This window comes from Mucilaginibacter sp., from assembly GCF_041088075.1.
GTDB lineage: Bacteria > Bacteroidota > Bacteroidia > Sphingobacteriales > Sphingobacteriaceae > Mucilaginibacter_A.
Window position 1 is genome coordinate 42,479 of record NZ_JBGCVY010000052.1, and the last position, 12,521, is coordinate 54,999.

At 39.2% G+C, this 12,521-nt stretch carries 11 protein-coding genes; 8 read left to right on the forward strand and 3 right to left on the reverse strand.

The window, feature by feature from the left end; translation table 11 throughout:
• Positions 1 to 33: 33 nt before the first annotated feature.
• Genes gap through V5804_RS12965 form a run of 3 tightly spaced genes read right to left on the reverse strand, consistent with a single transcriptional unit; the run spans position 34 to position 2,967 of the window.
• On the reverse strand, positions 34 to 1,038 hold the full coding sequence (gap, locus tag V5804_RS12955) for a type I glyceraldehyde-3-phosphate dehydrogenase (RefSeq protein WP_369591828.1): 1,005 nt from the start codon (positions 1,036 to 1,038) through the stop codon (positions 34 to 36).
• A 56-nt stretch (positions 1,039 to 1,094) separates the two neighbouring features.
• A complete protein-coding gene (locus V5804_RS12960; RefSeq protein WP_369591818.1) occupies positions 1,095 to 2,174 on the reverse strand; it encodes a glycosyltransferase family 4 protein in 1,080 nt (359 codons plus the stop codon).
• A 46-nt stretch (positions 2,175 to 2,220) separates the two neighbouring features.
• Positions 2,221 to 2,967, reverse strand: coding sequence for a glycosyltransferase family 2 protein (locus V5804_RS12965; protein WP_369591819.1), 747 nt, complete (start codon positions 2,965 to 2,967; stop codon positions 2,221 to 2,223).
• A gap of 82 nt (positions 2,968 to 3,049) precedes the next feature.
• On the opposite strand from V5804_RS12965, the gene V5804_RS12970 reads away from it, so the two are divergent.
• The 8 genes from V5804_RS12970 to V5804_RS13005 all read left to right on the forward strand — a co-directional run.
• Positions 3,050 to 3,817: a polysaccharide biosynthesis/export family protein gene (locus V5804_RS12970; RefSeq protein ID WP_369591820.1), complete on the forward strand. Its 768-nt coding sequence runs from the start codon at positions 3,050 to 3,052 to the stop codon at positions 3,815 to 3,817.
• A complete protein-coding gene (locus V5804_RS12975; protein WP_369591821.1) occupies positions 3,817 to 6,240 on the forward strand; it encodes a GumC family protein in 2,424 nt (807 codons plus the stop codon). Before V5804_RS12970 ends, V5804_RS12975 begins: the two co-directional genes overlap by 1 nt.
• Positions 6,241 to 6,252: 12 nt before the next feature.
• Positions 6,253 to 6,759 (forward strand): UpxY family transcription antiterminator, encoded by a 507-nt coding sequence (locus tag V5804_RS12980; protein ID WP_369591822.1) that lies wholly within the window; start codon positions 6,253 to 6,255, stop codon positions 6,757 to 6,759.
• A 90-nt stretch (positions 6,760 to 6,849) separates the two neighbouring features.
• Positions 6,850 to 8,631 (forward strand): asparagine synthase (glutamine-hydrolyzing), encoded by a 1,782-nt coding sequence (gene asnB / locus V5804_RS12985; RefSeq protein ID WP_369591823.1) that lies wholly within the window; start codon positions 6,850 to 6,852, stop codon positions 8,629 to 8,631.
• Between the two features lie 6 nt (positions 8,632 to 8,637).
• Positions 8,638 to 9,969, forward strand: coding sequence for a glycosyltransferase family 4 protein (locus tag V5804_RS12990; RefSeq protein WP_369591824.1), 1,332 nt, complete (start codon positions 8,638 to 8,640; stop codon positions 9,967 to 9,969).
• Positions 9,966 to 10,901 (forward strand): glycosyltransferase family 2 protein, encoded by a 936-nt coding sequence (locus V5804_RS12995; protein ID WP_369591825.1) that lies wholly within the window; start codon positions 9,966 to 9,968, stop codon positions 10,899 to 10,901. Before V5804_RS12990 ends, V5804_RS12995 begins: the two co-directional genes overlap by 4 nt.
• On the forward strand, positions 10,894 to 11,880 hold the full coding sequence (locus V5804_RS13000; protein WP_369591826.1) for a glycosyltransferase family 2 protein: 987 nt from the start codon (positions 10,894 to 10,896) through the stop codon (positions 11,878 to 11,880). The genes V5804_RS12995 and V5804_RS13000 overlap by 8 nt, the downstream gene beginning before the upstream one ends.
• A gap of 115 nt (positions 11,881 to 11,995) precedes the next feature.
• A partial coding sequence (locus tag V5804_RS13005) for an acyltransferase family protein (RefSeq protein ID WP_369591827.1) occupies positions 11,996 to 12,521 on the forward strand: 526 nt, incomplete at its 3' end.

Genomic DNA, 12,521 nt, shown 5'->3' on the forward strand with positions numbered 1-12,521 from the left:
AGGGGCGCGGGTAATTCCGGCCCCTTTTTTTGTTTAATATACTTCTTTTAGCAGGGCAATTTTCGCCACCAAATCTGCCAAACGGCTAGAGTAGCCCATTTCGTTATCGTACCAGCCCACTACTTTAACTAAACTGCCAACAATGGAAGTTAGCTGCGCATCAAAAATGCAACTGTGCGGGTTATCCAAAATATCAACAGAAACAATCGGGTCTTCGGTATATTCTAAAATATTTTTGAGAAAGCCTTGCGAAGCTTTTAAAAACGCGGCGTTAATTTCTTTTACCGTTGTCGGCTTTTTCAACGTGCAGGTAAAATCCGTTAACGATCCGTTTAAAACCGGAACTCGGATACCGGCACCGCCCAGTTTGCCTTCCAAATGCGGAAAAACATTGGTTACCGCTTTTGCCGCGCCGGTTGTAGTGGGGATGATGGAACTGGAAGCGGCACGTGCGCGGCGCAAATCTTTGTGGGGCGCATCGTGCAGGTTTTGGTCGCTAGTCATGGAATGGACGGTGGTGATGTAGCCATCCTGCACTTCCCAGTTATCGTCCAAAATTTTCAGCATCGGCGCCACGTTGTTGGTGGTGCAGGAAGCGTTGGAAAGAATGGGCGAACTGAGATCAACCGTATCATCATTAACACCCAAAATGACGGTTGGGATATTTTTATCGGGAGAAGGAGCCGAAATGATCACCTGCTTTGCCCCTGCCTGCAAATGCAAAGCTGCTTTGGCTTCGGTGATAAATTTTCCGGTTGATTCGATCACCAAATCTATTTCCAAAGTTTTCCAGGGCAGTTGCAACGGATCGGATTCGCGGAAAACCCGGATGCTTTTGTTGTTGATGATTAGATGATTTTCATCAAACCTAACCTCGCCCTTAAAACCACGATGGACGGAATCGTATTTAAAAAGATGGGCCAAAGTTTTGGTATCTGCCAAATCATTAATGGCAACCACCTCAATATCCGGATGGCTTAAAATATTCCTTAAAAAAACGCGGCCAATGCGCCCGAAACCGTTAACAGCAATTTTCATCTTCATGCTTTTTTTATCGGCACAAAGTTATCAAAACTGCTTACCAAAGCGCTAACTTATTCGGCACTAACCCAAAACACTTGTTTGTTTTTTGCCTTGAGCAGCAGGTTTACCACCAAGTTGAGTGCAAGCATGATGGCTGCAAAAAGCATTAACAGCAACTGGCTGTCGGCATGGCGGAGCAGCAGGGCAAAGCCGATAAAGAAAAGCGTAACCAAGGCCAGCAAAGCGGTAGTTTGCATATGGTTTAAACCTAAACGCAACAAGCGGTGGTGGATGTGGTTCCTGTCTGCCCGAAACGGGGATTTTTTGTTGCAGATGCGGGTGATAACGACGGTAAACGTATCAAACAAAGGCACAATTAAAGCGGCAACGGCTATCGCTGGCGCCGCTTGGGTGTTGTTTAACGCGGATGCTTCGTTTATCGTGATAAATTTTAACGCAAAAACAGCACAGCTTAAACCGAGAAAAAGAGAACCGCAATCGCCCATAAATATTTTAGTGGGCGAATAATTATAAGCTAAAAACGGGATCAATGAACCGGCCACCAGCAAAGCTAAAGCCGCTAAACCAACATGGCCGGTGCGCATAAAATAATAACCAAAAGTTAGCGCAGCGATTACACCCAAAGTACCGGCCAGCCCATCAATACCATCAATCAAATTAAAAGAATTGATGATAAACACGATGATGAATATCGAAATACCAACACTTTCTGTGTATGACAATTGATGCATATTTAAAATACCATGTAAATTGTTGATGCGGATATTTCCCGGAACGGTAATTAAACAACCTGCTATGATTTGAAAAATGAGTTTTGTAAAACAAGCCACACCCGACAAATCATCCACAAAACCAACTAAAAATAAAACAGCGCCTGCGGCATATAAACAAGGTATCGGGAGCGATTCATAAATTCCGATTTTAAAAAACAGGCCGGTAAAAACAATACTTAGAAAAAATGCCACACCGCCTAAACGCGGCACGCCATAACCATGATCTTTTCGGGAAGGCGACTGATCATCAAATAACTGATACCGGTTGGCAACCCGAATGACCAAAGGCATAATCACCAACACAAATAAAACCGAAACTGCTGTTACAAGCAGGTACAAAATCTCAGAAAACACCATGGCACAACAAATTTTTCTAAAGTAATATTATTTTATTAATTTATAATTAAAATAATATTTTAAATTGAAATATTTTTTGCAACGGTTTTAAAATAATTGTGATAAAAGGAGCACGCAGCAGGTGCATTTTCATCGCTTTAAAATCGTTGATGTTTCCTATTACGTGGTTTAAAATGCTTTTGTTACTTATTCCGCCAGTTAACATTTTTATAAAAATCTGGTCAACATGGTGGGTTTTGATGCGATGGCGGTAAAAAAATCTAAGTATCAGTTCATAATCTGCCGCTGTGCCGAAATCCAGGCGGTAATTGCCAAAGCGGTTATAAACCTCTTTTTTGATGAACAAAGCCGGGTGCGGCGGCATCCATCCAAGCTCGAGCAAAATGCGTTTACAGGGTTTGGACAGCCATTTACGCACGATTTGCTGCTTTTCGTTCAAAAAAACCAGGTTTCCATAAACGGCGTCAACCTGTTTTTCCTTAAAATTATCGGCAACAATGCGCAATGTATTTAGCCCTGCAAAGCAGTCGTTGGCGTGCAGCACACCTATAATATCGCCGCTTGCTTTTGCAATGCCTTTGTTTAAAGCATCGTAAATCCCATGGTCGGCTTCAGAAATAAAGTAATGGATATGGGGAAGATATGCTTTAATCAGGTCAACCGTGCCATCTTTTGACCCGCCATCTATAACCAAATACTCTACATCTTCGTAATCCTGTTCTATCACAGAACGGATAGAGGATTCGATGGTAAAAACTGCGTTGTAGCAAACCGTGATAACAGAGACCTTCATTCAGCAAAATATAAAAAGAAAAATAATATTGTTAAAAATATTTGCCATTACAAATTTTAACTAATAGTTTAACCGCATATTTATGAAATTAATATTTCCCTGCCATCTCAAGCCGATACTGTTTTTAGCCCTGTTTTTTTTGTCTTCCTGTGCCTATAAGCAGCAACATGCTTTATTTAAAACCAATGTGCCGCCACCTGTTGCCTCTGTGCCGAACACAACTTATCCAACTTATAAAATCAGCCCCGGCGATTTGCTCCAAATCCGGAACCTGCAAAATATAAAATACATTGCCGAAGAGCAAACCGGTTCTGCCACTGCAACCCAAACCCCAAATTATCAGGTTGAGGAAGACGGTACCGTTGCGTTGCCGGTTTTAGGCCGAATTGCAATTGCCGGTTTAACCAAGTTGCAGGCTGCCCGAAAAATCGAAGAACTATATAAATCGAACCTGTTAAAAGACCCTATTATTGACCTTAAAATTATTAATCTAAAAGTAACTATTTTGGGCGAAGTGCGTACACAAGGCAATTACTTGTTGCTAAAAGATAAAACGAACCTGGTAGATATGATTGGCGAAGCAGGCGGGCTGACCGACAAAGCAAACGAAAAAACGATACAAATTATCCGTGGGGATAAAGCAAACCCGCAGGTGATTCTGGCCGATTTGAACAACATTAAAACTTTGGCCAACCCGGAATTGAACCTGCAAAACGGCGATATTATTTACGTTTCCCAAAATAAACGCACGGTTCGGAACGAATCCATGCAAAACGTTTCGGGCATTGTACAGGCGGCTTTGGTTTTTCTCAACACGGCACTTATCATCTACACGCTTACCAAAAAATAATGCAGGAAGCCCTGGCCAACGATTTACAAAAACCGAACGACCGCATCAATTATGCGCGCTTGTTCCGGGTTGTTTTAAGCCGATGGTATCTGGTTGCTTTTGCGGTTTTGCTTTGCTTTGCCCTGGCCCGTTTGTATTTGTGGTACACGCCGAAGCAATATGCCACAAGTGCGGTGATGAAGTTTGACGAAAAAAAATCAGAAATTTCGGAATTGGTTAGTGTGATGAACACAGCCGACCGCGCCGCTGCCAAAGTGCAAAGCGAAAGTTACGTGATCAAAAGCCGCGGTTTGATTATTAATGCGGTTAAAGATCTGGATTATAAGGTAAGTTTTTTTATCGCCGGCCGTGTCCGCAAATACGAAACCTATCCGGCCAAACCTTTGGCGATCGAGCTATTGCAGGAAGACAGCGCATCGCTTTATAAAGATCTGATCACTTTTCAAGCCATCAATCCGGATAAATTCTCGCTTACGTACAATACTGAAAATCATGCGGTAAAAACAGCATATGCTTACGACAAACCAATCAGCATCGGCAAAACAAGTTTTATCATCCATCCAAACAACACGCGTTTTGCAGTAAACTCGGTTTATCAGTTTAAATTTAATTCGCCCGAAGATTTTTATCCGCGCGTTTCTGCCGGTTTAAATGTGAACGAGATCATCAAAAATTCCAACGTAGTAAGTTTGGAAGAAACGGATCCGAACCCGCAATTTGCTGCCGATATTTTAAATGCGCTGATGAAAGAGTATTTGGATTTCGACAAAAACCGCAAAATGCAGTCGGCCTCGCAAATCATAAGCTTTATTGATAACCAGTTGGATTATCTTTCCAAACAGGTAAAATCGTCCGAAAAATCATTAGAAAGCTATAAAAAAAGCGCAAAGGTTTTTGATGTGAGTTCTTCGGCTTCGGTAGTGCTGGGCAAAGTGCAGGAAGTAGAATCGCAGAAATCATTGCTCAACATCCAACTGATTGCGATTAACCAGTTGAAGCAGCAAATCAGCAATGAAAAAAATGCAGTCAACTTAAATTTTAACATGCAGGGAACGGTTGACCCGCTGCTGAACGGTTTGCTGGTGCGCTACAATACTCTGCTGACGGAAAAATCGGCTTTGCAAAAAACGTATATCAACAATTCTGAGCCGGTAAACGAAGTAAACAACCAGTTGGCACAAGTTCGCAATTCAGCGTTGGCCAACATTGATGCTTCTGTAAAACGCATCGGCTCGACCTTGACTTATTTAAACAGCCAGTTGCAGACCGCAAACCAACAAGTTGCCGCGCTCCCAACCGCCGAGCGCGATATGGTAAGCCTGAAACGCGATTTTGAGATCAACGAAAAAGTGTATTCGTTTTTGTCGGAAAAGAAACTGGAAGCACAGATTAGCCGTTCTTCGATTTTGGCCGGCGCAACGGTGATCGAACCGGCACAAGCCAATTTTAACCCGGTTTCGCCGGATGTAAGCAGCATCAACCAAAAATCTATTTTGCTGGGTTTGCTTTTGGGTTTGGGCCTGATTTTATTACTGCGGATGCTGAACCCGTACATTTATGATAAAGAAACGATTGAAAGCCTGACCAATGTGCCGGTGATTGGCATGATCCGAAAGTTTCCGTACAAGCTGGACCAAAACAACACGCAAATTTTATCGCTGGCAAAACCTAAATCTATTTTTGCTGAATCTGTGCGTTCGGTGCGTACCAATCTCAGTTTTATGGCACCGGATAAATTGAGCAAAGTCATCTGCATTACTTCGGAAGTTGCGGGCGAAGGCAAGTCTTTTATCGCTGTAAATTTATCAAGCACGTTGGCGCTGATTGATAAAAAAGTAGTTTTAATTGCGGCCGATTTACGTCGTTCTAAATTGCATTATGTTTTCGATCAGGATAACCAAGTTGGTTTGAGTAATTACCTGGCCGGGCAAGCTAAGCAAGAGCAAATTATTTTTAAAACAGATTATGCAAATATTGATTTTATTCCTTCCGGCCCGGTCCCGCCAAACCCTTCGGAATTGTTGCATCACCCAAACCTGAATTTGCTGATCGAAAACCTGAAATTGCGTTATGATGTGATTATGATTGATACCGCACCGGTTGGTTTGGTTTCGGATTCGATCCCGGTTATCCGCGGCAGCGACATTAATATTTTTGTGATCCGTGCCGGGAAATCGTCTTTTCATGCGGCCGAAATTCCGCAGCAGTTAACGGGAAAATATGGACTGAATAATACGGTCATCCTGCTCAATGCTTATTCCGAAGAAAATTTTCATTCCAGGATTTACACTTCGGGCAGCAAAAACCAGCAGGGCGGCTATTACTACAACGATTACAACGGCTATGCAAGTTCGGGCTATTACACCGATGACTCGTCGCCAAGCTGGTGGAAATTGAACCGCTGGATTAAAAGGATCGTTTAACAAAAAAATACTATGCTAAAAGAAGCATCGCCAAAATGGTACCCGGTTTATACACATTCGAGAGCCGAAAAACAGGCTTACGACTTGCTCCTGAAAAAAGGGATTGAAGCGTATCTGCCCTTGCAAAAAACGCTGAAACAATGGAGCGACCGCAAAAAATGGGTAAGCGAGCCGCTGTTTAAATCGTACCTGTTTGTGCGGATTTTTCAGAAACAGCAAACCGAAATTTTGATGACCAAAGGCATTGCGCGTTTTCTGTACCATTCCGGGAAAATTGCCAACATGCCCGACCAGCAGATCAATGAAATACAAATGCTTTTATCCACAGAAATGGATTTGGAAGTTACTTCGGACCATATTTCTCCGGGCGAAAAAGTAGTGATCAAAGCTGGTCCGCTGATTGGTTTGACCGGCGAATTGGTGAGTTACAAATCGCAAAAACAGTTGATCATCCGGTTGGAAAACCTGGGGCAATCCATTTTGGTGAATGCCCATGCTGCTTTGGTAGATAAACTGTAAGCAGTAAAATCAACTTAAAATCAAGCAGTTACAAAACGAAAATGTAACTGACGCGGCGAAGCTGTATCAAACCGGCAACGCAAAACAAAAATGTGCCGGATAGCTGGACAGGTTTCTTTAAATACTTCTGCCAATGAAAAACGCCAATTGGTTGACCGCATGTGCGCTTCAATGCAACACGGCGGGCCGGACGGAAAAGGCCAATTTTTAGGTGATAAAAACAGCATCTGCTTTGGCCACCGAAGGTTGACTTTGATTGATCTTTCTACAGATGCCAACCAACCAATGACCAATGCAACCGGAGCTTATACCATCACTTTTAACGGTGAAATTTACAACTACCGGGAGCTGAAAGTTGAACTGCAAAATTTGGGTTATCCGTTCAAAACCCAATCGGATACGGAAGTTATTTTGGCGGCTTATGAAGTTTGGGGAACGCAGGCTTTCCATCGTTTTAACGGCATGTTTGCTTTTGCTTTGTTTGATCGAAGTTTAAATAAAGTTTTTTTGGTTCGAGATCAAAGCGGCATGAAGCCTTTGTACTATCAAATCAAAAACAAGGAACTGCTTTTTGCTTCGGAAATCCGTGCTTTTCGTGCAATTGGTATCAACCAAAATCATCCCGATTGGAAAATCTGGCTTTTAGCTTTTGGTTTTATCCCAGAACCGATGACGATTTTAAACCAGGTTTTGATGTTGCCAAAAGGAAGTTTTTTGGAGTGGGATGTTGCAGCGGAAACTTGTGAAATCAAGACTTATCTTCAACCCAAAGCTTCAACTTTAATTACAAATTTGGAAGAAGCCAAACAATTGATCTGCGAAAAATTACACGAAGCCATAAACCGACATTTAATTGCCGATGCGCCCATTGGCGTTTTTTTAAGCGGTGGGATTGATTCGAGTATTGTTGCTTTGGAAGCATCGAAATTTAAAGGAACCGATTTGTACACCCTTTCTTTGACATTTGATGATGCGGATTTTGACGAATCCAAGTTTCAGCAAATTATGGTGAAGAAGTTAGGCAGCAAACATTCTTCCAAACAAATTACCGAACAAGCTTTCTTGGAACAATCAAACGAAATTTTTAAGGCAATGGACCAGCCTTCTGCCGACGGCATCAATACCTGGCTGGTTGCCAAATTAGCCAAAAAACAAAGTTTAAAAGCCGTACTTTCCGGCTTAGGCGGCGATGAATTGTTTGGCGGTTACCCGTCTTTTAAAAGAATAAGGCTATTCAAAAAACTACGTCAATTACTACCAAAGGCCGCTTTAAAATTGTTCCAATATTTGCCAAAAGCAGCCTATCAAAAGTTAACTTATTTATCCCTCCGCTCCCAACTTGGATATTACCTGGCTTTGCGCGGTTACTTTGCTCCGAAGCAAATTGCAGCCATCTTAAATATACCGGTAAAAGAAGTATGGGAAAAATTAGACCAATTGGAATTTCCTGATTTTAATCCAGAAAACCCTGATATGTTCGCATCTTACTTAGAACAAAACATCTACATGAAAAACCAGTTGCTGCGCGATGCTGATGCGATGAGCATGCAACATGGCATCGAAATCAGGATGCCTTTTTTAGACCAGGAATTTTTAACTGCCGTCAACCGTATTCATCCAAAATTGCGTTTTGATAAAAAGCTTTTAAAAGGTTTACTGATCAAAAGTTACCAAGATTTATTGCCCGAAGAAATTTGGAACCGTCAAAAAATGGGCTTTTCTTTTCCCTTGCAAAAATGGTTGAAAGGATCTGCGTTAACAGAAAAGTTGAAGTGCAATTCAAATGCAAGTGTTGTTTCTTTTACGCAGGGTTTTTTGGAGGATGAGGTGCACTGGTCGAAGTTGGTGGTGATGGGATTTGTGGTTGAATAAGTTGAAATGAAAATACTTTTTATACTTCCTGAATATTATCCTCATTCTGGCGGAGGGATTTCTACCTATTACCTGGAACTTATTCCGGCATTAAAACCTTATTGCACTTCTATTAAAGTATTGGTTGGCAGCGGTTATACGCAAAGTATAGAAAGTTTCACAAATAATGGTATTGAAGTAAGTTATCTAAAGCCTGATTTATACAAGCAATATCTTCAAAAATTTAGCAAGTTTAGTATTTTTCCAGAGTTGCAAAAAAACATAGCAGCGGCATGGGCTATGTGGGAACAGGTAAAAGATGAAGATTTTGATCTAATAGAATGTACTGATTTTGGATTAGGTTTTATTCCCTGGTTAATACATCACAACAAACCTGTGGCAATTAAAATGCATGGCAGCACAGGGCAAATCAGCAATTATGATTACAAACCCGAAGAACAACTGGCATCAGATTTTGTAAGACAAACTGAATTATTATTTTTTGCTAAATGTAATTTATTACAAACTTACAGTAAAGCAAACCAGGCTTTTTGGCAAAAACAAATTCAGGATAAAGAGGTGGTACAACTTTATCCTGTTTATTCTAAAGTTACCAAAACCATTCCTTATTCAGAACGAACAACTTTTGGTTTAGTTACCGGCCGTATCCAGCAATGGAAAGGCCCACAAATTTTATGTGATGCAGCCGAAATTTTAAAAGATAAAATGCCCGAAGTACATTGGTATGGACGAGATATGGCTTACAAAAAACATGGGGCCAGTATGAATGAATATTTGAATAAACAATATCCAGACAATTGGAATATAAGTATAAAAACAAATAAACCTGTTCCAAACCAAGAAATACATAATTTACAAGCTAAAGCCAAATTTGGATTAATTCCCTCTACTTGGGACATGTTTAATTTTACTTGTTTAGAATTTTTATCAGCAGGAACTTTAACAATATGCTCTGATGGTGCAGGTGCATCAGAATTAATTGAAAACGGTGTTAATGGTTTTAAATATACAGCACAAGATGCACAAGCCTTGTCTGAAGTATTGAATAAAGTAGCTTCGCTAAATCAAAAAGAATATGAACAAATCGCAAATAACGGGAAAGAAACTGTTTGTAATTCGCTATCGCCAAAGCAGTTGATACCAGCACATTTGGAATACTATTTTAACACTATAAAAAAATTTATTCCTACAATAAGTAATGATTTTTTGAATGAAGTTTATTTGCCTTCAAACAGAAAACATAAGCTGGATGATCTATTGGATTTGCAACAGTTAAGCTTGTTATTAAAGTATAACTTAAAAAGAATTAAAAACAAAATTTTAAATAAGTTTAATTGAGAGTCGCACTTTGTATTCCGGCTTATAATGCTGAAAAATATTTACCGCAGTTGCTAACTTCTGCACAAAAGCAAAGCATTCCTTTCCATGAAATTTTAGTTTATGATGATTGCAGTACAGATAACACTATGCAAGTTGCAGAAGAACATAGTGCTACCGTAATTAAAGGCACAAATAACCAAGGTTGTGCTTTTGGTAAAAATGTATTAGCCAATATTGCACAAAGCGAATGGCTCCACTTTCATGATGCAGACGATGATCTGCTGCCAAACTTCACCAAAGTTGTTAATACTTGGATTGAAAACCAGGGAGAAAACTTTGAAATATTATTGTTAAATTTTGATTATGTTGATTACCATACTAAAAAGTTGCTGGGCAAAGCTGATCATGATTTAACAGCATTACACCAAGATCCGATAAAATATACCATAGAACGTTGTATAATTAATTTTGGCATTTATAAACGTAAAAGTTTTTTAACGGCTGGCGGATTTAATACCGATGAAAATGTTTTATACAATGAAGATAATGCTTTCCACCAAAAACTGGCACGTTTAGGTCATCGTTTTGATTACATGCCAGAGATTACAGGCATTAATTATAAACATATAGAAAGCATGTCGGCAAGTAATCAACTTAAATGCGCACATGCCAATTTTTATGTGCTAAAAGAAGCATCAGAAAAAGTAGGTAATAATTATCCGCAGGTGATTGCAAATCAACTTTGGAATTGTATGACAATTTTAGGATCATTTCAAGATTGGAATTACGTAAAAAAATGTATCCTGCTTTTAAATAATTTAAACGCAAAACCACCTTCTGACCAGAACAAAGTAGTTTCGCTAATAGCTGCCATCAGTCCTTTTTATGCTATTTGGATTCGGGAGAAACTAATCAGGCTATTTAAACCAAACTTACGCGCCCATGCCTGAACCTTTAGTTTCCATCATCATTCCGGTTTATAATGCTGAGAAATATATTACCAAAACCATCACTTCAGCATTAAATCAAACCTGGCGGAATATAGAAATTATAATAATTGACGATGGCTCGACGGACAATTCTTTAGCTATTGCCAAACAGTTTAAAAACGAACATATAGTAATTTTATCTAAGCAGAACCAAGGCGCAAGCAAAGCACGAAACAAAGGATTACAGGAAGCAAAAGGAGCATTTATACAATTTTTGGACGCAGATGATTTATTAAGCCCAAATAAGATTGCAGAACAAGTAAAGTTACTTTTACAAAACCCGGAGAAAATAGCAGTTTGTAGCACGGTACATTTTTTCGACAATCAAAACCCGTATGAAGCTTTACCTTCTGCTTACGAAGATTCGTTTTTGTTTGATACGGATAACCCAGCAGAATTTTTGATCAACTTATATGGTGGTGATACCAATCGCGGTTCGATGGTTCAAACCAGTGCCTGGTTAACGCCAACAGATATAATTAAAAAAGCTGGTAAATGGTCGGAGTTTTATTTGCCTGATGAAGACGGTGATTATTTTTGCCGCGCAGTACTTGCCAGTAAAGGTATTATTTACGCTGATAGTTGCTTTAATTACTATAGAAAATATACAAACAGCAAGAATTTATCAGCAGTAAAAACTAAAGAATCGCTTGAGGGAAAATTAAAATCTTTTTTATTAAAAAAAGAGCATTTACTTAATGCAACAAACAATCCTGTCGCAAAAAAAGCATTAGCTCATAGTGCTATGGATTTAGCAATTATTGCTTTTAATGTAGATAAAACTTTAACCAACCAAATATTAAAAGTTATTGAAGATTTGGGAGGTACAAGTTCAATTCCGGTTTTAGGAGGAAAAGAAATAGAACTGATCAAAAAAATATTTGGTTGGAAAACGGCATTGAGACTACAGTATTATTGCAGAAGACTTTTCAGTGCTTAACTGTATGATTGTCATTATTACATTAACTATAAATTATCAATTAAAAAAAAAGCACGAAAAGAAATTTTTCTATGTGTTTGGAAAGACTTGAAAAAGCTAAACTAAATTTAAGTAAATGACCGCTTTCTTCAACAAAAGAATTCAGCCACCACTTTTAAAACATACTTATGGTAAACAAATTGAGCAATATCGGGGATTGTGCGCATTACTTGTTTTAATAACCCACGGAGTAGGAATTAATAATTTATTGATAACAGATTTCCGTTGGCCAGAATTTATACGTTACGCAGGTGCAGGTTATTTATCAGTACTTGTATTTTTTTGTATATCAGGCTATGTTATTGCTGTTAGTAATGATTATAGTCAGCTCAACATAAAATCATATTTCAAAAAACGTTTAATCAGGCTGTATCCTGTTTACCTAATTGCTATTTTGCTTTGTTTAATTATAGCAAATAATGTTAGTTTTTCTGTTTTGGTAGGTAATCTTCTTTTCTTACAAAATGTTTCTCCTTACTGGCACTACAAAGTTCCTGTAATCATAAATTTTGTTACCTGGAGTTTAAACTATGAAGTGCTGTATTATGCTCTTTTTATACCCTTGTTTTTTATACGGCCTAAAGTATGGCAATTACTACTAA

What these genes read in the sequence shown, in the direction of transcription:
- gap (WP_369591828.1), bottom strand. Translation starts at nt 1,038, where the DNA reads ATGAAAATTGCTGTTAACGGTTTCGGGCGCATTGGCCGCGTTTTTTTA.
- V5804_RS12990 (WP_369591824.1), top strand. Translation starts at nt 8,638, where the DNA reads ATGAAAATACTTTTTATACTTCCTGAATATTATCCTCATTCTGGCGGA.
- V5804_RS12960 (WP_369591818.1), bottom strand. Translation starts at nt 2,174, where the DNA reads ATGGTGTTTTCTGAGATTTTGTACCTGCTTGTAACAGCAGTTTCGGTT.
- V5804_RS12975 (WP_369591821.1), top strand. Translation starts at nt 3,817, where the DNA reads ATGCAGGAAGCCCTGGCCAACGATTTACAAAAACCGAACGACCGCATC.
- V5804_RS12965 (WP_369591819.1), bottom strand. Translation starts at nt 2,967, where the DNA reads ATGAAGGTCTCTGTTATCACGGTTTGCTACAACGCAGTTTTTACCATC.
- V5804_RS12970 (WP_369591820.1), top strand. Translation starts at nt 3,050, where the DNA reads ATGAAATTAATATTTCCCTGCCATCTCAAGCCGATACTGTTTTTAGCC.
- asnB (WP_369591823.1), top strand. Translation starts at nt 6,850, where the DNA reads ATGTGCCGGATAGCTGGACAGGTTTCTTTAAATACTTCTGCCAATGAA.
- V5804_RS13000 (WP_369591826.1), top strand. Translation starts at nt 10,894, where the DNA reads ATGCCTGAACCTTTAGTTTCCATCATCATTCCGGTTTATAATGCTGAG.
- V5804_RS12980 (WP_369591822.1), top strand. Translation starts at nt 6,253, where the DNA reads ATGCTAAAAGAAGCATCGCCAAAATGGTACCCGGTTTATACACATTCG.